Annotated in this window: 21 protein-coding genes and 4 tRNA genes; 13 read left to right on the top strand and 12 right to left on the bottom strand. The window is 64.1% G+C overall.

Going from position 1 to position 22,176, the window contains the following annotated elements; all coding sequences use genetic code 11:
- Positions 1–2 precede the first annotated feature (2 nt).
- The 4 genes from recO to nagZ are packed head-to-tail and all read left to right on the top strand — an operon-like array spanning position 3 to position 3,182.
- Complete coding sequence (gene recO / locus ACIGJG_RS11840) at positions 3–878, top strand: DNA repair protein RecO (RefSeq protein WP_011298406.1); 876 nt, start codon at positions 3–5, stop codon at positions 876–878.
- Positions 879–915: 37 nt separating this feature from the next.
- On the top strand, positions 916–1,698 hold the full coding sequence (gene pdxJ / locus ACIGJG_RS11835; RefSeq protein WP_483672381.1) for a pyridoxine 5'-phosphate synthase: 783 nt from the start codon (positions 916–918) through the stop codon (positions 1,696–1,698).
- Entirely contained in the window at positions 1,695–2,117 is a 423-nt protein-coding gene (acpS, locus tag ACIGJG_RS11830) for a holo-ACP synthase (protein ID WP_011298404.1), read from the top strand. Before pdxJ ends, acpS begins: the two co-directional genes overlap by 4 nt.
- A 15-nt stretch (positions 2,118–2,132) precedes the next feature.
- The gene (gene nagZ / locus ACIGJG_RS11825; RefSeq protein WP_140950736.1) at positions 2,133–3,182 is read left to right on the top strand and encodes a beta-N-acetylhexosaminidase; all 1,050 of its coding nucleotides are present in this window, start codon (positions 2,133–2,135) and stop codon (positions 3,180–3,182) included.
- Positions 3,183–3,277: 95 nt separating this feature from the next.
- On the opposite strand, the gene efp is transcribed toward nagZ, so the two are convergent.
- Positions 3,278–3,838 (bottom strand): elongation factor P, encoded by a 561-nt coding sequence (gene efp / locus ACIGJG_RS11820; RefSeq protein WP_011298402.1) that lies wholly within the window; start codon positions 3,836–3,838, stop codon positions 3,278–3,280.
- A gap of 236 nt (positions 3,839–4,074) precedes the next feature.
- Entirely contained in the window at positions 4,075–5,238 is a 1,164-nt protein-coding gene (gene earP / locus ACIGJG_RS11815; RefSeq protein WP_011298401.1) for an elongation factor P maturation arginine rhamnosyltransferase EarP, read from the bottom strand.
- A gap of 124 nt (positions 5,239–5,362) precedes the next feature.
- On the opposite strand from earP, the gene uvrC reads away from it, so the two are divergent.
- The 5 genes from uvrC to ACIGJG_RS11790 all read left to right on the top strand — a co-directional run bounded on the left by uvrC (position 5,363) and on the right by ACIGJG_RS11790 (position 8,597).
- Entirely contained in the window at positions 5,363–7,354 is a 1,992-nt protein-coding gene (gene uvrC / locus ACIGJG_RS11810; RefSeq protein ID WP_140950737.1) for an excinuclease ABC subunit UvrC, read from the top strand.
- Between the two features lie 99 nt (positions 7,355–7,453).
- The gene (gene pgsA / locus ACIGJG_RS11805; protein WP_011298399.1) at positions 7,454–8,053 is read left to right on the top strand and encodes a CDP-diacylglycerol--glycerol-3-phosphate 3-phosphatidyltransferase; all 600 of its coding nucleotides are present in this window, start codon (positions 7,454–7,456) and stop codon (positions 8,051–8,053) included.
- Positions 8,054–8,198: 145 nt separating this feature from the next.
- Positions 8,199–8,274, top strand: a tRNA-Gly gene (locus ACIGJG_RS11800).
- 70 nt (positions 8,275–8,344) lie between these two features.
- Positions 8,345–8,420, top strand: a tRNA-Gly gene (locus ACIGJG_RS11795).
- Between the two features lie 103 nt (positions 8,421–8,523).
- Positions 8,524–8,597: transfer RNA gene (locus tag ACIGJG_RS11790), tRNA-Cys, on the top strand.
- A 59-nt stretch (positions 8,598–8,656) separates the two neighbouring features.
- On the opposite strand, the gene ACIGJG_RS11785 is transcribed toward ACIGJG_RS11790, so the two are convergent.
- The gene (locus tag ACIGJG_RS11785; protein ID WP_011298398.1) at positions 8,657–9,568 is read right to left on the bottom strand and encodes a LysR family transcriptional regulator; all 912 of its coding nucleotides are present in this window, start codon (positions 9,566–9,568) and stop codon (positions 8,657–8,659) included.
- Between the two features lie 95 nt (positions 9,569–9,663).
- Between ACIGJG_RS11785 and ACIGJG_RS11780 the strand changes: the two genes are divergently transcribed.
- Positions 9,664–10,749: a YeiH family protein gene (locus ACIGJG_RS11780; RefSeq protein WP_011298397.1), complete on the top strand. Its 1,086-nt coding sequence runs from the start codon at positions 9,664–9,666 to the stop codon at positions 10,747–10,749.
- Positions 10,750–10,801: 52 nt separating this feature from the next.
- Here ACIGJG_RS11780 and ACIGJG_RS11775 read toward each other — a convergent pair.
- Positions 10,802–10,888: transfer RNA gene (locus ACIGJG_RS11775), tRNA-Leu, on the bottom strand.
- A gap of 789 nt (positions 10,889–11,677) precedes the next feature.
- On the opposite strand from ACIGJG_RS11775, the gene ACIGJG_RS11770 reads away from it, so the two are divergent.
- Positions 11,678–11,935, top strand: coding sequence for a hypothetical protein (locus tag ACIGJG_RS11770; RefSeq protein ID WP_011298396.1), 258 nt, complete (start codon positions 11,678–11,680; stop codon positions 11,933–11,935).
- A 185-nt stretch (positions 11,936–12,120) separates the two neighbouring features.
- Positions 12,121–12,528, top strand: coding sequence for a GlcG/HbpS family heme-binding protein (locus tag ACIGJG_RS11765; RefSeq protein WP_011298395.1), 408 nt, complete (start codon positions 12,121–12,123; stop codon positions 12,526–12,528).
- A 131-nt stretch (positions 12,529–12,659) separates the two neighbouring features.
- On the opposite strand, the gene ACIGJG_RS11760 is transcribed toward ACIGJG_RS11765, so the two are convergent.
- From ACIGJG_RS11760 to ACIGJG_RS11745, 4 genes are all read right to left on the bottom strand, one after another.
- On the bottom strand, positions 12,660–12,980 hold the full coding sequence (locus tag ACIGJG_RS11760; protein WP_041679999.1) for a hemin uptake protein HemP: 321 nt from the start codon (positions 12,978–12,980) through the stop codon (positions 12,660–12,662).
- Positions 12,981–13,208: 228 nt separating this feature from the next.
- Positions 13,209–13,622, bottom strand: a complete 414-nt coding sequence (locus tag ACIGJG_RS11755; protein WP_011298393.1) for an ExbD/TolR family protein — start codon at positions 13,620–13,622, stop codon at positions 13,209–13,211.
- A gap of 24 nt (positions 13,623–13,646) precedes the next feature.
- Positions 13,647–14,375 carry a MotA/TolQ/ExbB proton channel family protein gene (locus ACIGJG_RS11750; RefSeq protein ID WP_011298392.1) on the bottom strand — a complete coding sequence of 243 codons (729 nt, stop codon included), beginning with the start codon at positions 14,373–14,375 and terminating at the stop codon, positions 13,647–13,649.
- 33 nt (positions 14,376–14,408) lie between these two features.
- Positions 14,409–15,065, bottom strand: coding sequence for an energy transducer TonB (locus ACIGJG_RS11745; RefSeq protein WP_011298391.1), 657 nt, complete (start codon positions 15,063–15,065; stop codon positions 14,409–14,411).
- Positions 15,066–15,474: 409 nt separating this feature from the next.
- Here ACIGJG_RS11745 and ACIGJG_RS11740 point away from each other — a divergent pair, with 409 nt between their 5' ends.
- Positions 15,475–17,775: an AAA family ATPase gene (locus ACIGJG_RS11740; protein WP_011298390.1), complete on the top strand. Its 2,301-nt coding sequence runs from the start codon at positions 15,475–15,477 to the stop codon at positions 17,773–17,775.
- A gap of 3 nt (positions 17,776–17,778) precedes the next feature.
- Here the strand turns inward: ACIGJG_RS11740 and murI are convergent, their stop codons facing one another.
- The 4 genes from murI to ACIGJG_RS11720 all read right to left on the bottom strand — a co-directional run bounded on the left by murI (position 17,779) and on the right by ACIGJG_RS11720 (position 21,920).
- A complete protein-coding gene (gene murI / locus ACIGJG_RS11735) occupies positions 17,779–18,588 on the bottom strand; it encodes a glutamate racemase (RefSeq protein WP_041679658.1) in 810 nt (269 codons plus the stop codon).
- A gap of 72 nt (positions 18,589–18,660) precedes the next feature.
- Positions 18,661–20,184, bottom strand: coding sequence for a fumarate hydratase (locus tag ACIGJG_RS11730; RefSeq protein WP_011298388.1), 1,524 nt, complete (start codon positions 20,182–20,184; stop codon positions 18,661–18,663).
- A 190-nt stretch (positions 20,185–20,374) separates the two neighbouring features.
- Positions 20,375–20,908 (bottom strand): TIGR00645 family protein, encoded by a 534-nt coding sequence (locus ACIGJG_RS11725; protein WP_011298387.1) that lies wholly within the window; start codon positions 20,906–20,908, stop codon positions 20,375–20,377.
- 103 nt (positions 20,909–21,011) lie between these two features.
- Positions 21,012–21,920 (bottom strand): DMT family transporter, encoded by a 909-nt coding sequence (locus tag ACIGJG_RS11720; protein WP_483672379.1) that lies wholly within the window; start codon positions 21,918–21,920, stop codon positions 21,012–21,014.
- Positions 21,921–22,176 lie beyond the last annotated feature (256 nt).

Below are 22,176 nucleotides of genomic sequence, written 5' to 3'. Positions count from 1 at the left end.
AAATGCCTGACTTCGCGCGTGGGCCTGCGAAGGCCCGCCGCGCCGATCCGGTCGTGGACGAGGCCGCGGAGCTGCTGGACAGCCGCGCGCTGCCCGGCATGGCCGACGCTGCCGGCCGCGCGATGATGGACCGCGCGATGCGCATCGTGCCGGCGCGCAGCGAAACCCGCGTGTCGGAGCAGCCGGGCTTCGTGCTGCATGCCTGGCCGTATCGCGAGACCAGCCTGATCCTCGATGTCTTTACGCGCGACCACGGGCGGCTGTCGATGGTTGCCAAGGGCGCCAAGCGGCCGCATTCGGCGCTGCGTCCTGTGCTGCAGCACTTCCATCCGATCTCCCTGTCGTGGAGCGGCCGCGGCGAGGTCAAGACGCTGACGCGCGCCGAGTGGGTCGGCGGCATGCCGCCGCTGGCCGGCGATGCGCTGCTGTCCGCGTTCTACCTCAACGAACTGCTGATGCGGTTCTGCCCGCGCGAGGACGGCCATCCGGCGCTGTTCCGGCACTACATGGCGACGCTCACGCGTCTGGCGCACGGCGAGGCCGCAGGTCTGGTGCTGCGCAGCTTCGAGCGTGTGCTGCTGCAGGAAACCGGCTTTGCAGTGGCCTTCGACCAGTGCCTGAGCACAGGGGAGCGCGTGCAGCCGCATCTGGACTATGTCTACCAGCCCGAGCGCGGTGTGCGCCGGGCCCAGCCGAGCGATCCGTCGTCGTGGCCCGTGGTGTCGGGCCAGACCTTGCTCGACATGTCGCAGGACGATTACGGGCGCGCGCAGACCGCTCTGCAAAGCCGCGCGCTGATGCGCTTCCTTCTGCATTATTATTTGCAGGGAGCGCCGCTCAAGACGCGGCAGATCCTGATCGACCTGCACTATCTCTGACCCGCCGGGCAGCCGGCCCACCGCTGATTCCGCAAGCATGATCTTCCACGCAAATCCGGGCGTCATCGACCTCGGCATCAACATCGACCACGTCGCCACGCTGCGCAATGCGCGCGGCACGGTGTATCCCGACCCGATCGAGGCAGCATTGCAGGCCGAAGAAGCCGGCGCGGACCTGATCACGCTGCACCTGCGCGAAGACCGCCGCCATATCCGCGATGCCGATGTGCGCGCGCTGCGCCCACAACTCGCCACGCGCATGAACCTGGAATGCGCCATCACGCAGGAGATGCTCGACATCGCCTGCGAGATCCGGCCGCAGGACGTCTGCCTCGTGCCCGAGCGGCGCGAGGAGGTCACGACCGAAGGCGGGCTCGATGTGGCAGGTCGCTTTGGACAGGTCAGTTCCGCTTGCAAGCAGCTCGCCGCAGCCGGCATCCGTGCATCGCTGTTCATTGACGCCGATGCCGACCAGATCGCCGCCGCTGCGGCCTGCGGTGCGCCGGTGATCGAACTGCATACCGGCCGCTATGCCGATGCGCATACGCCTGACGAGCTGGCCATCGAATTCCGCCGCGTTGCCGACGGCGTCGATGTCGGCATCCGCCACGGCCTGGTCGTGAACGCGGGCCACGGCCTGCATTACACGAACGTGCAGCCGATTGCGGCGCTGGCGGGCATCAAGGAACTCAACATCGGCCACGCGGTCGTCGCGCATGCCGTGTTCGTGGGCTGGCAAAACGCCGTGCGCGAGATGAAGGCCATCATGGTGGCCGCGCGTCTCGGCACCCGTTACCCCGCTGCAGGCAAGCCGGCGTGATCTACGGCGTCGGCACCGACATCATCGAGATCGCGCGCGTGCAGGGCGTGATGGAGCGCACGCGCGGCCGCTTTGCCGAGAAGGTGCTCGGGGCCGATGAACTGGCCAAGTACCACGCGCGCAAGGCGCGCTCCGAGCGGCGCGGGCTGGCCTTTCTTGCGACGCGCTTTGCCGCCAAGGAGGCCTTCTCCAAGGCCATCGGCCTCGGCATGCGCTGGCCGATGACCTGGCGCGCGATGGAACTGATGAACCTGCCTTCTGGCGAGCCGACGCCGATCTGTCATGGTGAACTCGCGCAGTGGATCGCGGAACGCGGCATCACCGTGCGTGTCAGTGTCAGTGATGAACGTGACTATGCGGTTGCCTTTGCAATCGCCGAGCGGGGCGGCCATGCGGCAGTCCCCGAAAACCCAGCCTAGCCTCGAACAAACTCCATGATCAAGAAGCTTTCCGGCAAACGGCCGGGACCGGTGGTACTTGACGTCGTCGGCAAGCAGCTCGACGCCGAAGACGCACGCCGTATTGCGCACCCGCTGACTGGCGGCGTCATCCTGTTCGCGCGCAACTTCGAGTCGCGCGCGCAATTGCTGGCGCTCACGCGTGCGATCCGCGCGGTGCGTGAAGACGTGCTGATCTGTATCGACCACGAAGGCGGCCGCGTGCAGCGCTGCAAGACCGATGGCTTTACGCATCTGCCAGCGATGCGCAAGCTCGGCGAACTGTGGGAACACGACGTGCTGGCTGCTACCAAGGCAGCGATCGCGTGCGGCTATGTGCTGGCCGCCGAACTGCGCGCGTGCGATATCGACCTGAGCTTCACGCCGGTGCTCGACCTCGACTATGGCCGCAGCGCCGTGATCGGCGACCGCGCTTTCCACGCCGATCCGCGCGTGGTCACCATGCTGGCGGGCCACCTGAACCATGGCCTGTTGCTGGCCGGCATGAGCAACTGCGGCAAGCACTTCCCCGGCCACGGCTACGTGGAAGCGGACTCGCATGTCGCGATTCCCGTGGACGAGCGTTCGCTGGAAGATATCCTGTCGCAGGACGCACGTCCGTACGACTGGATGGGCCTGTCGTTGGCGTCGGTCATGCCGGCGCACGTGATCTACCCGAAGGTCGACCCCAACCCGGCGGGTTTCTCGCGCTTCTGGCTGCAGGACATCCTGCGTACGCAACTCGGCTTCGAGGGTGTGATCTTCAGCGACGACCTGAGCATGGAAGGCGCCAGCGTTGCAGGTAACGTCACGCAAGCCGCGCGCGCCGCGCTGGCGGCCGGTTGCGACATGGTGCTGATCTGCAACCATCCCGAGCGTGCCGACCAGTTGCTGACCGAACTCGACGTGAACATCGGCAAGACTTCGCAGCGCCGGATCCGCAAGCTCTTCGCGCGCCGCAAGCCGCTCGACTGGAACAAGCTGCAGCAGGAGGGCGAATACCGTGCCGCGCTGCGCCTGCTCAAGGACCACGATCTGATCGCCTGAGCGCGCGACGGGTTTGCGCCAGACGACAAAAAAGGCAGCCGCGGCTGCCTTCTTTCATCACCGGCTCCGCCACGGAGGCGGAGCGAGCCGTGCGCTTAGTTGGCGCGGCTGCGATATTCGCCGGTACGCGTGTCGATTTCGATCTTGTCGCCGATGTTGCAGAACAGCGGCACTTGCAGTTCGAAGCCGGTGTTGATCTTGGCGCCCTTCAGCACCTTGCCCGACGAGGTGTCGCCCTTGACAGCCGGTTCGGTGTAGACAATCTCGCGGACCAGCGTGGTCGGCATTTCGACCGAGATGGCCTTCTCGTTGTAGAACACCACTTCGACGGCCATGCCGTCTTCGAGGTAGTTCAGGGCGTCGCCCATGCTGTCCTGCTCAACTTCAAACTGGTTGTAGTCGGCGTCCATGAACACGTACATCGGGTCGGCGAAGTACGAGTAGGTGCATTCGCGGCGCTCGAGCACCACGACTTCGAACTTGTCGTCAGCCTTGAACACCGACTCGCCCGGGGCTTCGGTGAGCAGGTTCTTGTACTTCATCTTGACCACGGCGGCGTTGCGGCCCGACTTGTTGTACTCGGCCTTTTGCACAACCATCGGAGCGCCGTTCATCATGAACACGTTGCCGACGCGGAGTTCCTGTGCGATTTTCATCTGAACTGTTTTCCTGAAAAAGAAAGTCTCGGAAATTGGTATGGCGAGGTATGGCGGAGGCGCCGTGCAGGCAGCCTGTCGCTACCGGCAGCGCCTGGTGGGCCCATGCCCACGCGCTCTTGACCCCGTGCTCAGTGTTCGCTCAGGTTCCCGCACCGCGGCGCGCGCATTGCATCGCTGCCGGCTGGTGATGGGGAGCCTTGGTTACCCGGCCCGGTCGCCATCAAATCAACCCGCTATTTTACCCGATTTTCGCAAAACGCCACGAGATTTGCCGCCAGGTCGCCCAATCCGAGCAGGCGCGCCTGCCATTGCTGCGCGGCTTGCGTCAGCGCGGGCAGTTTGCTGCGCAGCGCGGCCCAGTCGGGTGCATTGCCGTACGCATTCCACGCGTGCCAGAAAGCCGTCAGCGCTTGCGCGGCCCCGGCGTCGACACCGCTGCGGCCGAAGAGCGTGAGCCAGGCGTCGAGTTTGTCATGGTGCGCATCCTCGTCCTGCGGGTAGATATGCCATACGAGTGGCCGGGCCGCCCACTGCGCACGCACGAAGGAATCTTCTCCGCGCACGAAGTTGAGGTCGCAGGCCCACAGCATCTCGTCGTAGTGCTCCTGGCGCACGAACGGCACGATATTGACCTGCAGGTTGCCGCGCGTGACCGCCTTGCCAGGCACGGCGGCTTCTCCCGACCATGCGGCCCACTGTTCGGCCGCGAGCCCCTGGGGGATCAGGCACTGGACCGGCTCCGGGCCGTCGCGCCATTGTTCGAGCAGCACCGGCAGTGCGGGATTCTGGTATGAAAACAGGCTGATCTTCAGCGCACTGCCGTCTGGCGTCGCACGCAGCCGGTGCCACAGCGCGGCCTGTGCGGCCGGTCCGGCGAGGAAAGCGCTGCGCTGCGCGCCGAGCATCGATTCGCGCAACAGGCCGCCGGTGCCACGCTCGAAGCCCGGGAAAAAGAAGTGCTTGACCAGGGGCAGCCGCGGATGCGGCGACGGCATGCCGTGGTGCTCGCGCACCCATGGCTCGGCACTCAGGTATTCGAGGTTGATCCATGCCGGCGCAAGTTCGCGCGCCACCATGCGCGCAAGAAACACATCGGGCAGGTGGCAGGCGAACGCTTCAATGACGGCGTCATGTACGGTGACGTCTGCAAACCGCGCCCGGTCGTCCGCATCGCCGCCCGGGCGCCATGTGCGGATCTCCACGCCCGATAAGTGCTGACTGCGGGCGGCCGTGTCGAGCGTCGGCGCGAGCCGCGCGAAGCTGTGCAGGTCATCGACCCACAGGCGCACGGCATGGCCGTGTTCCTGCGCCAGCTGGCGCGCCAGCCGCCAGCAGACGCCGATGTCGCCGAAGTTGTCGATGACGGTGCAGAAGATGTCCCACGAACGGATTGGCATGTCAGGCAAGGCGGGTAAAGCAAGGGGGGCGGTGAATTGCACTAAACTTCGGCTCTAAACTCCGGATTTTAGAGCCGTTGCCGCGAATCGCGAGCCGGCCGCATCGATTTGGTCATCGTCCCTCATGTCCGACCAGCTTCCAGACGCTTCGGCTCAACCGCCTGATCCTGCCCAGGCAGAGCCCTTCGACCCCAAGCCGGTCATCGCCCGCCTGCCGGGCTTGCCTGGTGTGTACCGCTACATCGACAGTGCCGGCAACGTGCTGTACGTCGGTAAGGCGCGCGACCTCAAGAAGCGCGTATCGAGCTATTTCAACAAGACGCAGTTGTCGCCGCGCATCGCGATGATGGTGGCCAAGATCGCGCGCATCGACACCACCGTCGTGCGCACCGAGGCCGAGGCGCTGCTGCTCGAGAACAACCTGATCAAGGCCCTGGCGCCGCGGTACAACATCCTGTTCCGCGACGACAAGTCGTATCCGTTCCTCAAGCTCACGGGCCATCGCTTTCCGCGCATGGCCTACTACCGTGGCGCCACGGATCGCAAGCACCAGTACTTCGGCCCGTTCCCGAGCGCCTATGCGGTGCGCGAGAGCATGCAGATCCTGCAGAAGGTGTTCCAGCTGCGCACCTGCGAAGACACCGTCTTCAACAACCGCACGCGGCCCTGCCTGCTGCATCAGATCCATCGCTGCACCGGGCCCTGCGTGGGTGCGATCAGCGAGGCTGACTATGCACGCGACGTCGGCAACGCGGCGAGTTTCCTGCAAGGACGCGAGACGGAGGTTCTCGAAGGCTTGCAGTCGAAGATGGAAGAGCACGCCATGCAGTTGGAGTTCGAGCAGGCCGCCGCGGTGCGCGACCAGATCGCAGCGCTGTCGACGGTGCTCAAGCGCCAGGCGGTGGAGGAAGTCGGCCAGGCACGCGATATCGACGTGCTGGCGGTGGCCGTGGAAGGTGGCCGCGCGTGCGTCAACCTGGCCATGGTGCGTGGCGGCCGCCATCTTGGCGACAAAGCCTATTTCCCCGCGCATGCCGACGAAGCGGCGATGATCGTCGAGGACGGTGACGAAGGCGCTGAAGGCGGGGAAACCGAGCCGGCGCCGGCAGTGCCGCTTGGCGTGGAGCGCATTGCTGCACGCGTGCTGTCGGCATTCATGGCGCAGCATTACCTCGACCAGGCGCCGCCGCCGATCATTGTCGTCAGCCATGTTCCGGACGATGCGGCGTTGCTGGAGGCGCTGGCGCTTCACGCCGGTCGCAAGATCGCGCTGGTGCGGCAGCCGCAGGGCCAGCGCAAGGCCTGGCTGGAAATGGCGCAGCAGGGCGCCGCGCTGGCGCTCGCGCGGCGGCTTTCGGAGCAGGGCAGCCAGGAGGCCCGTACACGCGCACTCGCGGAGACCATCGGCATCGACCTGGAAGATCTTGCACTGCTGCGCGTGGAGTGCTTCGACATCAGCCATACCGCGGGCGAAGCGACGCAGGCGTCGTGCGTCGTGTTCCATCACCACGATATGCAGAATGGCGAGTACCGGCGCTACAACATCCAGGACATCACGCCGGGCGACGACTACGCGGCCATGCGGCAGGTACTGACGCGCCGTTATCAGAAGCTCGTCGAGCTGATGCAGGAACAGGGCGGTCTCGATCCGGCTGGCGAGGCTTCGTCGCCGATGCCGCATGTGGTGCTGATCGACGGGGGCAAGGGGCAGGTCGAGGTGGCGCGGCAGGTGTTCGAGGAACTCGGTCTCGATATCGGGCTGCTGGTCGGCGTGGCCAAGGGGGAGGGCCGCAAGGTGGGCCTGGAAACCCTGGTGTTCGCCGATGGCCGTCCATCGCTGGAACTGGGGCAGGGCAGTGCGGCGTTGATGCTGGTGGCGCAGATCCGCGATGAGGCACACCGCTTCGCCATCACCGGCATGCGCGCGCGCCGGGCCAAGGCGCGTACCACGTCGCGGCTAGAAGAGATCGAGGGCGTGGGGGCGCGCCGGCGGCAGAAGCTGCTGACGCGGTTTGGCGGCCTGCGCGGCGTCATGGCGGCCAGTATCGACGAGCTCGCCAGCGTCGACGGCATCTCCCGTGGTCTGGCCGAAGAGATCTATCGCCAGCTACATTGATGTGCCCGTGCCCGGCGAATTGTCCCGCCGGGCGCGCATTGGTACGGAAATCGGCGACAATCGCGGAATTCGTCACTGCACTGTCGGTTTCCCAACCCCATGCCCTTCAATATCCCGATCCTGCTGACCTGGTTGCGCGTTGCCATGATTCCCCTCGTGGTGGGCGTGTACTACCTGCCGGAAGCATGGCTGCCGATGCACACGAAGAACATCACTGCGGCGTCGTTTTTCATCATCGCAGCGGTCACCGACTGGCTGGACGGATTCCTCGCGCGGCGCTGGAACCAGACCTCGGCGTTCGGTGCGTTCCTGGATCCGGTTGCGGACAAGCTGATGGTCACGGCTGCGCTGCTATCGCTGCTGGCCCTGGGCCGCGTGGCGGATCTGGTGGCGCTGGTCATCATTGGCCGCGAGATCACGATCTCGGCGTTGCGCGAGTGGATGGCGCAGATCGGCGCTTCCAAGAGCGTCGCGGTCAACTTCCTCGGCAAGCTGAAGACGACGGTGCAGATGATCGCGATCCCCTTGTTGCTCTACACGGACCGCCTGTTCGGCGTCGACGCGCAGGTGCTGGGTACGTGGATGATCTACCTGGCGGCAGTGCTGACGCTGTGGTCGATGTTCTATTACATGAAGCTGGCGTGGCCGCAGATCCGCGAGCGCAGCGGCGTGCTCAACGAAGCGCGCGCGCCAAAATGAAGTCCCGCGCAAAAAAGTGTTGACGAACGGATTCATTCTTTGCAATAATCTCGTTCTCGCTGCTGACGACGCAAACGAAAGCAGCGAGATAAGTCGGTTTAACGCAAGAAGCTGTTATTTGCAGTCAAATGCGTAGCGGTGCAATGCGGGAGTAGCTCAGTTGGTAGAGCGCAACCTTGCCAAGGTTGAGGTCGCGAGTTCGAGACTCGTCTCCCGCTCCAGATTGATTCTGGGTTTGATGGCAGGTAATTCGTATCGCCTGCGTCGGGCTCGAAGTAGCAAACGTTGTACGCGGGAGTAGCTCAGTTGGTAGAGCGCAACCTTGCCAAGGTTGAGGTCGCGAGTTCGAGACTCGTCTCCCGCTCCATCCCGAAGGGAAGCAGCGCTTCCCTTTTTGTTTGGGTTGGTATCCGCAGGCGCTGTCAGGCAGCGTTCGATGAATGCAGATACAATCCAGCAGCACGTCACCTGGCGGGGTGGCAGAGTGGTTATGCAGCGGCCTGCAAAGCCGTGTACGCCGGTTCGATTCCGACCTCCGCCTCCAGTTGAAGAAAACAGCGCCCGATGGGCGCTGTTTTCGTTTGTGCGTCGACTTTGCGACGTTCAGGCCGGTGCGCTGGCTTGCGCTGCGACGACACGCAGGTATTCGGTGAAGGCCAGCAATCCCCGCGTCGGAAACTTGTCCTGGTGCACGACAAGCTGCAGCGGACGCATGATGCGCGGCAGGCCTTCCCGCACTGCGACCAGCGTGCCGCGCTCCAGTTCGTCGCGCACCACATGCAGCGACAGGCAGCTCACGCCGAAACCGCTCATCACGGCGCGCTTGATGGCCTCCGCATTGCCCAGTTCCAGTGCGAAGCGCAGCTCTCCGAGCAGCGGCACAAGCCTTTCCTCGATGATCTCGCGCGTGCCTGAACCGGGCTCGCGCACGATCCATTCGGCATCGCGCAGGCCATCGAGTGGTGCATTCGGTCCGGCGAGCGGATGAGACGGCCCCACGACTACGACCATCTCGTCATCGCACCAAGGCACGCTCCGCAATTCGCGTTCATGGCTCGCGCCTTCAACGAGCCCGATGTCGGCATCGAATTGCATCAATGAGCGCAGCACATCGCGCGTGTTGCCGATCCGCAGGTCGAGCTGGCAAGGGCCCGCTTGCGAGGCGCGAAAGCCCGCCAGCAGGGCAGGGAGGATATAGCTGCCGATTGTATTGCTGGCCGCGATGCGCAGCTGCACGCCGGTCTGCGTGGCAAAGCGCTCGAGTTCCTGTGCCTGGTCGAGCAGCGACAAGGCGCGCGGAAAGAACTGGCGTCCAGTCTCGTTGATGCTCAGGCGCCGCGCCACGCGGTCGAACAAGGGGCCGTCGAGCGCACGTTCCAGTTCCGCCAGCGACGCGCTGACAGCTGACTGCGACATGGCCAGCGCTTCCGACGCGGCCACCGTGCTGCCGTGCTGGGCCACGGACACGAAGACTTGCAGCTGGCGCAATGTCAGGCGAAGAGGGCGCTGGTCCATATCGACATTTCAGGTAATTCATAGCGATATTACCCGTTTTGCAGATTGAAGTGGGGCAGTTACGCTGCAAGCACTAACCAAAACCCACTGCCGCCATGTCTACCGTGTCCGCTCCCAATTCTGCCCAGGCTGTTTCGCCAGCCGCCGTGCTCTCGTGGCACCAGCGCCTGCTGCCTTTGCTGCCTCTGGGCGGCGTGGCCTGGATCGCAATGGTCCTGGCCAATCATCCGGCCATTTCGCGTTACGGCCTGAGCGCGCTGACGCTGGCGATGTGCGCCGGCATGGTCGCCGCCAACACGATGCCCAAGCACTGGCTGCAGCCGCTGGCACCGGGCATGCAGATCGCGCGCCATTACTTGCTGCGTCTCGGCGTGGCGCTGTACGGGCTGCGGCTGACCTTTGCGTCGATTGCGGCGCTGGGCTTGCCGGGCATCGTGGTGCCGCTTGCCATGCTGCTTGCTACGCTGCTGTTCGGTACCTTGATCGGCACGAAGGTGTTCGGTCTGAGCCGGCGCGAGGCGATCCTGGTCAGCTCGGGCAGCGCGATCTGTGGCGCCGCTGCAGCGATTGCGGTGGCGTCCGTCGTGCGCACCGATGACAAGCAGACGGCCGTGGCCGTGGCGACGGTGGTGCTGTTCGGTACCGTCGGCATGCTGCTCTATCCGTACCTGTTCGATCTGGTGACGGGCCCGTGGCACTGGAATGTCAGCGAGCGGATGTTCGGCATCTTCACCGGCGCTACGCTGCACGAGGTGGCCCAGGTGATCGCGGCAGGCAAGATGATCGGCGACACCACGGCGGACGCCGCGGTGGTGGCCAAGATGGTGCGCGTGCTGGCACTCGGCCCGGTGCTGCTGGTGATGGCCCTGTGGCCGAACAAGGACGCAAAAGCCCAGGCTGGCGGCCCAAGCCTGCGTGGCCTGCTGAAGTCGGTGCCGTGGTTTGCGGTCGGCTTCGTCGCGGTGATGGCGGTGAACTCTGTCGGTGCGGTGCCTCAGGAATGGAAGGGCGGACTGATTGCGCTCGACAACTGGCTGCTGGCCTGTGCCATGCTGGCGATCGGGCTGCACACGCGGATCGGCGACCTGCTGCGCGCCGGGCGCAAGCCGCTCGCCCTCGCCGGTGTGCTGTTTATCTTCCTGATGGTCGCTGGTGCTTCGCTCTGCTACGTGATGGCCTGAGCGACGGGATCCAGCTGAATGACTAAGGCAGTGGCCGCACCCAGCCTGGGGTTGGTGCGGCCGACGGGACTCGAACCCGTAAGCCCGTAAGGGCGGCAGATTTTAAGTCTGCTGAGTCTACCAATTTCTCCACGGCCGCGCGGAAAGCCCGATATTGTGGTGGTTGCGCATCCGGGATGCAAGTACATGGCGCAATCGCTGCTTGTCGAAACCGATTCTCCGACAAATGTGATCCCTCTGTTACGGCTGGTAACAATGTCGCGAGCGCCGTTGCACTCGGAAATTTCCGAGCCATTAAAATAGAGTCATGAGGAATCCTGGGACAGAGGGGCAGGAAATGAAACGTTGGTGGCTCGCAGCATTCGGTATCGGCGCCGGCCTTGCGTCGGGAGCGGCAATGGCTCATGTGAGCGTTGGCGTTGCGGTCGGTGTGCCAGGTGTCGTGATTGGCGCGCCGGCGTATTACCCTCCGGCTCCCGTCTACTATCCGCCCGCACCGCCGGTGGTGGTGGCGCCAGCGCCGGTCTACTATGGGCCGCCCGCGCCGGTATACTACGGTCCCCGTTATTACGGCCCGGCGCGTTACTATGGCCCGCGGCCTTACTACGGGCCTCGTGGCTACTACGGGCCTCGTGGTCACGGCCATGGCCACTGGCGTTGAGCCGATTTTGCAAGGCTTTTGAAAAGAAAGAGCCCCGGAAACGGGGCTCTTTTATTTTGACCCCAAATCGGAGGCTTGTAGCAGGCGGGTCTCCGCCGGTTCCCTATGAGATCAGTGTGGTCAAATTTCCTGAACAGACTGATCAAACGGTTGCAGATGTTCGGATTAGGGTTTTCCCCTAAACTGCACCTGTGACGCCGCGATGTCACACGAAAAGTTCGTGTCGCCGCCGGCGCCTTCTGTCAGTGAAAAAAAGGGGAATCTCTCATGAATCTCAAGCGTAGTTTGGCGGCAGCAATGGCCCTTGCGGCGCTTTCCATGGTATCGCTGCCCTCGTTCGCCGGCACGGGCAAGGTGGACCCGTATCTGGACGGTTCGAAGATCAGCAAGCCCGATCCGTTTACCGATGGCGCACGCGTTGGTAAGACCGATCCTTATACGGACGGCGCCAGCATCAGCCAGCGCGATCCGTACACCGATGGCGGCCGCGTCAGCAAGCCTGACCCGTTCACGGACGGCGCCTGACCCGCAGTGGATGGCGCCGGCTGAGGGCGCTCATCTTGCAGACCGCAGATTGACCCGCATTCGTGCGGGTCAAGTCGTTTTGGGCAATTGTGTTTGACCTTTGCTGACGCGGCTGGCGCGATGACTGGGGTATTTGTGCAGCGCTATACTTCCGGTTCACACAGTATGAACATCAGGAGAGTGGTATGCAGCAAAAGACCGTGCTGACGGCAGAAGACGTGAAGAAGATCATGGCCGCAGCAGAGGCCGAGGCAAAGACCCATCAGTGGGCTGTCTCGATCGTGGTGGTGGATGATGGTGGCCATATGCTGGCCATGCAGCGCCTGGATGGCGCCGCGCCAATCTCGGCCTACATCGCCACGGAAAAGGCCCGCACGTCGTCGCTGGGCCGCCGCGAGTCGAAGGTCTACGAAGACATGATCAACAACGGCCGCTATTCGTTCATGACTGCCCCGACGCTGCAGGGCATGCTGGAGGGCGGCGTGCCTATCGTCCACAACGACCAGGTTGTTGGCGCAGTGGGTGTCTCCGGTGTCAAGTCGACGGAAGACGCGCAGATCGCCCGTGCCGGCATTGCTGCGCTGGGTCTCTGATCGCTCGTCGTAGAGCCCCGCAGCGGCGGGGCTGGCATTTGCATCCTCCCGGCGGGCCGTTCGGCCTGCCGCTCCCCCGGCTTCTCATTTCTCCACAGCCCGCACCATAGTGCAGGCGTCGTGCATTCCCTTTACTTCGTCAGGATCAGCTTGCCGTAGCGCGTGACGCGCAGCGTGTAGATGTCGCCGTTGTGGCGGATCGGCAGCGTCGTGGCGCCGCGCATGATCGTTTCCAGCGCGACGGGCTCGCTCGCCGGCGTATTCGGCAGGCTGTCTCGCACGAGCGCTTCCAGCCTTGCGGGCAACGCTGCAACGGCCGATTTCACGGATTCGAGGGCGGATGCCGCAGCAGCATCGCGTCGGCCCTGGGGCGAAACTTCCACGCGGCGCAACGACAGGCGGCGGCGGGTAACTTCACGGGGTTGCGACAGCGGCAGGGAAAGGGTGCTCATCATCTGGCTCCGTTCGGCGTAAGGTTGGTTGGCTTGCACACTGTCTAGTGCGATTTCGACAGGCATGTGCTGGCGATGAAATGGATATTAAATGAGAACCATTACCATTTCAATGGTGCTGATCAATCGTTACATCTCTCGTCGAGTTGACGCACCAAAAGCACAAAGGGCATCCGTAGGGATGCCCTTTCCTGAAGCTGTCGACCGGTGTGGCCGGACGATCAGAATTTACTGCTTCGGCTCGGTGATGAAACCAATCTTTCCTAGCCCGCCATGCTGCGCGGCGGCCATGACCTCGGCCACGCGCTCGTAGCGCACGTCGCGGTCCGCGCGCAGGTGCAGTTCAGGTTGCGGTTCCTGCTTCGCGGCCAGCGCGATGTTGTTGGCCAGCGTAGTATCGTCCACCTCGGTCTGGTTCCAGTAGACCTTTCCCTGGGCGTCGATCGAGACGTTGATGTTCTGCGGCTTGGATTCGTTCGGGGTACTGCTTGCGCGCGGCAGGTCGATCTTCACCGCGTGGTTGATGACCGGGATCGTGATGATGAAGATGATCAGCAGCACCAGCATGACGTCGACCAGCGGCGTCATGTTGATTTCGCTCATCACCTCGTCATCGTCCCCGTCGAGCGTGCCAAATGCCATGATGACTTCCTTGATGCGGTAGTGTTACTGCCGTGCAGAGGCGAGGCGTACGGCGTTGTCGTCGCCGCGGGTGCTGGCCGGCCGAACGCGTGCGCCGGTCACGAAATAGGCGTGCAGGTCGTGCGCGAAGCGGTTCAGCTTGGAGATGACCGACTTGTTGCCACGGGTCAGTGCGTTGTAGCCCAGCACGGCCGGAATCGCAACGGCCAGGCCGAAAGCGGTCATGATCAGCGCTTCACCGACCGGGCCGGCGACCTTGTCGATCGTCGGCACGCCTGAGGCACCGATACCGATCAGTGCATGGTAGATGCCCCACACCGTGCCGAACAGGCCCACGAACGGCGCGGTCGAGCCAACCGAAGCCAGCACGGCCAGGCCAGACTGCATGTGTGCCACGGCGTCGTCGATCGAACTCTTGAGCGAGCGCGTCAGCCAGTCGGAGATGTCCATCACGTCATGCAGTTGCGGCTGGCTGGCGCGGTGGTGCTGTGCCGCTTCCTTGCCGGCGATGGCCAGCGTGCGGAACGGGTTCGCGTCATTGGAACCGAGTGTCTCCAGCGCGTGGTCGAAGTCGTCGGAGTGCCAGAAGCGCTTTTCCGCGCCGTGCGCCATCTTCTTCAGCCGAATCAGATCCCACGCCTTGGTGAGGATCACGATCCACGACAAGAGCGACATGATCAGCAGAATGATGGCCGTCGCACGCATGACGAAATCGCCTTGCGACCAGAGGTGGGAAAGTCCGAGATCCTGCATGTTGGTTCCTGGTAGGTGCGTTGTAGGTTGAGATCAGTTGAGTTCGAATCCGATCGGCTGCTGCGCGGTCACGGCGATGGCGCGGCCGTTGTCCATGTACGGCTTGCAGCGCATACGCTGGACGGCCTCCACAGCAGCATTATCCAGTCGTGACGATCCACTGCTAGATACCACCGAGGTCTTGATCACCTTGCCGGTTTCGTCGGTTGTCAGTCGGACCACGGTCTTGCCGGTCTCGCCCATGCGACGCGACTGGGCCGGATAGCTCGGTTGCGGCGGCGAGCACTGGATCTCGCCGATACCGACGGCGCGGGGTGCTGCGGCGACGGGCGCCGGCTCAGGCGCTGGCGCGGGCGCCGGGGTGGGCGGAGCAGGGGGCGACGGCGGGGCCTCGATCGCAGTGGGCGATGGCGGCAGCGCGGCGACTGGTTGCGGAACCGGCTTGGGCTGCTGCGGCGTCGGCCGCGGCGTGGTCACCTTGACCTGCTTGGGTGGCGTTTCCGTCTTGGGCTTGGGCGGTTCCGGGGCGGCCGGCTTAGGCTGCTCGAGCGGAATGATGCGGGCGATGATTTCCGGGGCGATCACCGCCTCGGTCATCTTGCGGCCCATGCCGCTCTGGATCAGGTAAAGCAGGCCGGCGTGGAACAGCAGGACGGCGAGCGTAATCTTGAAGAAGCGTTGATCGAACATGGGATGAACAACAGGTCTGCCGGACGGCACAAGTCACTTGCGATAGAACAGAATCAGCGAGATACCACATCCGACCAGCAAGCTGACAAGCAATTCCATGATAAACGCTCCTGCAATGGGTCTGCTGGGGAGCGCCACTCTCGGCGCGGCGTGTAGCTGGATAGTATAAACGATAATGATTCTTATTTGTTGTGATTTGTGCGTCGCAGCTGGAAATTTGTCCGAAGCGCAGTTATACCCCCAAATCCAGGCAGCAATTTCGCATTGGTGGCCGGTACCACAGTGACCGGCGAATGGCAGGGCGGCCGAATGCGCTGCAAGCAGCAAAGCGCGTAGCATAGGAAAAAGACTGCAAGCGTGGCGGTGGGGCCGGTTGCGGCGCCGCCCGCGGGTACACGGGGACGATGCGATGGACTTCACACGTTTTGCTGAAGAGGACCGCTCGCGGATACTGCGCTCCGGTCCGGGCATCTCGGCCAGTTCGGCGCTGGACTGGATGTGTGCCCAGTTTGCCCTGCGCGTCGTATGTGCGTTGGGCCCTCGGTTCAATCTGCGCAGCAATATCAATGACGTACTCACGGTCAGCGCGCCGGAAATGGTATGGCCGTACGGTGTCGTACTGCGCGTGCAGCGTTTCCTGTCGGCCCGCTGCGCCGACATGCCGGCGTGGAAAGGGGCGGGGCGCCTGACGCCCGAGGAGTTCCTGGAACGCCACGGGCAGTGGAACAGCGCGTTCGACGAGAGCGCGCTGTTCTACTACCTTGATGAGTACGTCAAGCACCACGCCAAGGACATGTTCGCAGTGTTCGACGCCTCGGCTGCGGCCATCGCGAGCCGGCTTGATGGCGAACGCGTGCTGCTGGTGCGCAACATCGACATGCTCAGCCATGTGCTCGACCTGCCCGAGCACGAGCGCAAGCTGTTGCTGTACGCGGCGCTGGCCAAGTACAAGCGCGACCTGCGTGCGGTGATGGTCGATTGCAAGGTCGCGCACAGCCAGGAAGCGTTCCAGATCCTGTCCGGCCTGACCGGCGCCAGCCCGGCGGACGTCGCTGCGTCGCTGCGGCCCGGTTCCCGGCTGGAAACACTGAACCTGATCGAACAGCCGCTGCCCGAGAACAGCGTGACCGATCTCGGCGACCTGATGCGCCTGTCCGACCGCCTGCTGCACGTACTGCTCGGCAACTACGCGAACGAAGCCGAGATGATGGCGGTCTTCACGCGGCCGGCCGCGCCGCCCACGCTGACCGTGACCGACTATCCGCATGTGGAAACCGACGCGCGCTATCTTTCCGCGTTGCTTTCCAATGCCACGCGCCAGCACGCGGCTGGTGTGAATGTGCTGATCTATGGCCCGCCCGGCACCGGCAAGACCGAGTTTGCGCGCCTGCTGGCCTGCGAGTCCGGCTGCGAGCTGTACGAGGTCGATTGCCTGGACCGCGACGGTAACAGCCTTTCGGGCAAGGACCGCTACCGGTCGCTGCAGGTATCGCAGGCTTTCCTGCGCGGGCGGCCGCGCACGGCGCTGCTGTTCGACGAAGTCGAGGACGTTTTTCCCGGGAGCTCGCGCGAACTGATGAGCCTGTTTGCCCAGGAAGATCCGCGTGCGTCGGTCAACGGCAAGGCCTGGGTCAACCAGACGCTAGAGCAGAACCCGGTGCCCGTGATCTGGATCTCGAATTCGATTCGCCAGATCGATCCGGCGTACCTGCGCCGCTTTCAGTTCCACCTCGAACTGAAGATTCCGCCGCCGCTGGTGCGCGAAAACATCATTCGCAAGCATCTGGGCGGGCTCGATGTCAGCGATGCCTTCATCACAGCGCTGGCGGGGCGCAAGACGCTCACGCCGGCGCAAGTGCAATCCGCCGCGCGCTTCGTGCAGCTCGCGCGGCCCGACGTGGACGAACCCGTCGAGGCGCTGATCCTGCGCCAGCTCGAACACGCTGACCGCGCGATGGGGCTGCGACCGGAAGCCGAGGCGCGACCGGTGGTGACGCATTACCGCCTCGACAACCTGCACCTGGAAACCCGCTACGAAGTCGCCAAGATCATCGAGGCGCTGCGCGTGCGCGAGCGCGGCACGCTGTGTTTCTACGGCCCACCGGGCACGGGCAAGACCGCGCTTGCCGAGCACATTGCCGCCGCACTCGACATGCCACTGATGATCCGGCGCGCCTCCGACCTGATGAGCAAGTACGTCGGCGAAACCGAACAGCAGATTGCCGCGATGTTTGCGCGGGCCGAGGAAGACGGTGCCGTGCTGTTGCTCGACGAAGCCGACAGTTTCATGCAGAGCCGCCAGCAGGCCGTGCGCAACTATGAGGTATCCGAGGTCAACGAGATGCTTCAGGGCATGGAGCGCTTCAACGGCATTTTCGTCTGCACGACCAACCTGTTCGACCGCATCGATGAGGCCGCCTTGCGCAGGTTCTCGTTCAAGATCCGCTTCCTGCCGCTGAAGCCCGCGCAGCGAGTCACGATGTTCGTCGACGAAGCGCTCGAAGGCGATGAAACCCGGCTGACGGAGTCCATGCGGCACGAACTCGATGCGATGGATTGCCTGACTCCGGGTGACTTCGCCACGGTCAAGCGCCAGTGCGTGCTGCTCGGGGACTCACTGACGCCAGAGGAATTCCTCGCGCAGTTGCGCCATGAGCATGCAGTCAAGCCAGACGTGCGCGCGCACCGTCCGGTGGGGTTCCTGCGATAGGCGTCAGAAAGCCGGGGCGGGTTCGATGGCTACCGTTTCCGCCTGCGTTTCGATATGCAGCAGCGCGGCGGCCATCTGCCTGAGGTGGGCGGCATCCTTGGTCGAGACGAAGCGGTCTTGCGGCACGGCGCCGGGCGCAACGGCAAGATCGTGCTCGACGAGCTTGCGCGCCAGCTGACGTGCGATCGCGCTGCCCGTATCCACCAGTGTCAGCTGATTGCCGACCATGTCGCGGATGGTGTCGGACAGGAAAGGGTAGTGAGTGCAGCCGAGTACCAGTGTGTCGGCGCCGGCCTCGAGCATCGGCGTGAGGTAATTGTCGAGCCGCCCGCGGATGTCGGGGCCATCGATGTCGCCTTGCTCGATCAGTGGCACAAGGCCCAGTCCCGCTTCGCAGATAAAGCGGCTTTCGCCGTCGAGTGATGCCAGCAGCCGCGCGAACTTGCCGCTCTTGAGCGTGTTGGCCGTGGCCAGCACGCCCACGACTTTGCTTTGGCTGGCCGCCGCAGCCGGCTTGAGTCCCGGTTCCACGCCGATGATCGGCACGGGAAGTGTTTGGCGCAGCAGCTCCACGGCATGGCCGGTGGCAGTGTTGCACGCGATCACCAGAGCCTTGCAGCCTTGCGCGAGCAGCCACTCGCACGCCTGCAGCGTACGCGCCTGCACGAAAGCTTCCGGTTTCTCGCCATAGGGCGCGTACTTCGAGTCGGCCAGGTAGAGCAGCGATTCATGCGGCAGCAGCGCGCGGATCTCGCGCAGCACGGACAGGCCGCCGAGGCCGGAATCGAAGACGCCGATGGGTGCGGGGTTCACGTTAGGCAAGCAGAAGGGCGGGGATGGAAAAAAGCCGGGCGGAGCCCGGCTTTCTTATGCAGATGCGCAATCTTACAGCGCCGCGACCGGAATCTTGCCGATCTTGGCCTGCCATTCCGCAGGGCCGGTCTTGTGGACCGAAGTGCCTTGGCTGTCCACGGCGACGGTCACGGGCATGTCCTTGACGTCGAACTCGTAGATGGCTTCCATGCCGAGGTCTTCGAAGCCGACGACCTTGGCTTCCTTGATGGCCTTGGCCACCAGGTAAGCGGCGCCGCCCACGGCCATCAGGTAAGCCGACTTGTGCTTCTTGATGGCTTCGATGGCTACCGGGCCGCGCTCGGCCTTGCCGATCATCGAGATCAGGCCGGTTTCCGCCAGCATCATCTCGGTGAACTTGTCCATGCGTGTGGCGGTGGTGGGGCCTGCCGGGCCGACGGCCTCGTCACGGACCGGGTCAACCGGGCCGACGTAGTAGATCACGCGGTTCTTGAAGTCCACCGGCAGCTTTTCGCCCTTGGCCAGCATGTCGGCGATGCGCTTGTGCGCGGCGTCGCGGCCGGTCAGCATCTTGCCGTTGAGCAGCAGGGTCTGGCCCGGCTTCCACGAGGCGACTTCTTCCGGCGTCAGCGTGTTCAGGTCGACGCGCTTCGACGTTTCGGTGTTAGGCGCCCACTCGACCTTCGGCCATTGCGACAGGTCCGGCGCTTCCAGCTTGGCCGGGCCGCTGCCGTCCAGCGTGAAGTGCACGTGGCGGGTGGCTGCGCAGTTCGGGATCATCGCGACCGGCTTGGACGCAGCGTGCGTCGGGCAGGCCATGATCTTGACGTCCAGCACGGTGGCCAGGCCGCCCAGGCCTTGCGCGCCAATGCCCAGCGCGTTGACCTTCTCGTAGAGCTCGACGCGCAGTTCCTCGACCCAGTCCTTCGGACCACGAGCGATGATGTCCTGGATGTCGATGGACTCCATCAGCGATTCCTTGGCCATGACCATGGCCTTCTCGGCGGTACCGCCGATGCCGATGCCCAGCATGCCCGGCGGGCACCAGCCGGCGCCCATGGTCGGCACGGTCTTCAGCACCCAGTCAACGATCGAGTCGGACGGGTTCAGCATCACGAACTTGGACTTGTTCTCCGAGCCGCCGCCCTTGGCCGCGACCTGGATGTCCACCGTGTTGCCCGGCACCACTTCGTAGTGGATCACGGCCGGGGTGTTGTCCTTGGTGTTCTTGCGGCCACCTTCGGGCGGGCTGACGATCGACGCGCGCAGCACGTTGTCCGGGTGCGTATAGCCGCGGCGCACCCCTTCGTTGATCATGTCGGTCAGGCCCATGGTGGCGCCATCCCAGCGCACGTCCATGCCCACCTTGACGAAGACCGTGACGATGCCGGTGTCCTGACAGATGGGGCGCTTGCCTTCCGCGCACATGCGGCTGTTGGTCAGGATCTGCGCGATCGCATCCTTGGCCGCGGGACTCTGCTCCAGCTCATAGGCACGGCCCAGGCTGGTGATGTAGTCCATCGGGTGGTAGTAGCTGATGTACTGCAGGGAGTCTGCGACGCTCTGGATGAGGTCTTCTTGCTTGATGACGGTCATTTTGTGGGGGGTGGCAGCGGTGAAACACAGCCCGAAATCATACACCGAGCCGGGGCGCTCTGCCCGGCTGCATACAGGCGTCTACACGGCTCGCCGTGCATATTGCGGCACATGTTGGCATTCACGACACCCGATCGAAAACCGCGGCACAGGGTCGCGGTCCGGGGTGAAGCCGACGATGTATGCCGCTTTAGTGTGACTCGGACTTCGCGTGGCCGGCGGCCGGATGGGAAACCATGCGGTCTACCCAGGCCATTGCCAGCGCCGACATCAGGAATGCCAGGTGAATAGCGACCTGCCACATGATCGTGTGGGTCGAACGCTGTTCCGCGTCGATGAACGTCTTGAGCAGGTGGATCGAGGAAATGCCGATCAGCGCCATCGACAGCTTGACCTTCAGCACGCCGGCGTTGACGTGGTCGAGCCATTCCGGCTCGTCGGGGTGGTTGTCGATCCCGAGGCGAGAAACGAAGGTCTCGTAGCCGCCCACGATCACCATGATCAGCAGGTTCGAGATCATCACCACGTCGATGAGGCCCAGCACGACCAGCATGATCTTGTTCTCGTCGTACTCGGTCACATGCGACAGCAGGTGCCATACCTCCACCATGAAGTGATAGACGTAGACGCCCTGCGCGACGATCAGGCCGAGATAGAGGGGCAGCTGGAGCCAGCGCGAAGCAAAGATAAGGCGGGGGATGGGACGCATCGGGGTTTGGGCCATAAGCAAACAGGTGAAAAGTCTTTGTCGCCAGACATCCGAAATGGGTCTGGATTGTACCTTGCCTTGTTTGCGTCCCGCGACGCCTGTCACTTCCTGAAACGCTTCAGGTGACGTCGCGCCATGCCCGGCGCGCTACCGGGCCCGGCCAGCTCGCCAGCACGATGCCGCCCAGCACGCACGCCAGCGCCACCGCATGAGGCCAGCCCGGTGTCTCGCCAAGGAAGACGATGCCGTAGGCGGCCGCCGCCACCGGCAGCACCGAAGTGAAAACGCCCGCGAGTTGTGCGGGCACATGCCGGATCCCTTTCATCCAGAGCCAGAACGAGAACACGCTGGCGGACAGCGCGTACCACAGCAGCATGAGCCAGGTCTGCGTCGGCACGGTGGAGGGATCGAACCCGAGCAGCGGGATCAGGCCCAGCGGCAGCATCAGCAGGCCGCCGATCAGGTGCGTGTAGGCACAGATCTCGATCGCCGCGAGCGTCTGCGTAAGGCGGCGCGACAGGATCACGTAGATCGATTCGCAGATCACGGCGCCGAGGATCATCAGGTTGCCGAGCAGCGCCTGGCCGCCGCCACCACTGTCGTGCGCTCCGCCGCGCGCGATATTCAGTACCGCGACGCCGGCCACCGCCAGCAGCACCGAACCGATCGTCCGGCGCGACAGCCGCTCACGCAGCCACAGCCATGACAGGATCGCGACCGTCGCGGGAATGGTGCTGGTGATGACCCCAGCGGCCATTGCGCTGGTCAGCCGCACGCCATTGAGCATTAGCAGCGTGAACAGGAAGGTGCCGAAGAACGCCTGCAGGAACAGGTTGCGCCATTCCGCGCGCGCCACCTGGCGCATGCGCGACGGCCGGTACCACGGCGACAGGCAGATGATGGCGATGACAAAGCGCAGCAGTGCGAACAGCAGCACGGGCACATGCACGATGATCGATTTGCCCAGGCCGACATTGCTGCCAACGAGCGCCATCGAGGCGATCAGGAAGAAGGGATAAATGGACACGGATACTGCCTCGGGAGTATGCACGCAGCCGGTTTTGCGGGCAGGGTGCGGGCGCTTCGTGAGCGCTGGCATTGGACGCGCCGGGGCCGCGCGGGCAGCCGAATATCGGGCCCGCGGCATTATAGCTGTGCTAGCCTAATGAAGAAGGCTGCACATTCCTCGCGCCGCGCCCTTTCATGCGGGTTTGTTGCTTTGCAGCAAGAACCGGGCATGCTTTTGCCGCGCAAGGGAGCGTCAGGTTTAAGTAAGCCGCCGC

The organism is Cupriavidus sp. C1SS-2L, assembly GCF_057073735.1.
The sequence above is the reverse complement of the archived record's forward strand: the minus strand, read 5'-3'. Positions and strand labels throughout refer to the sequence as shown.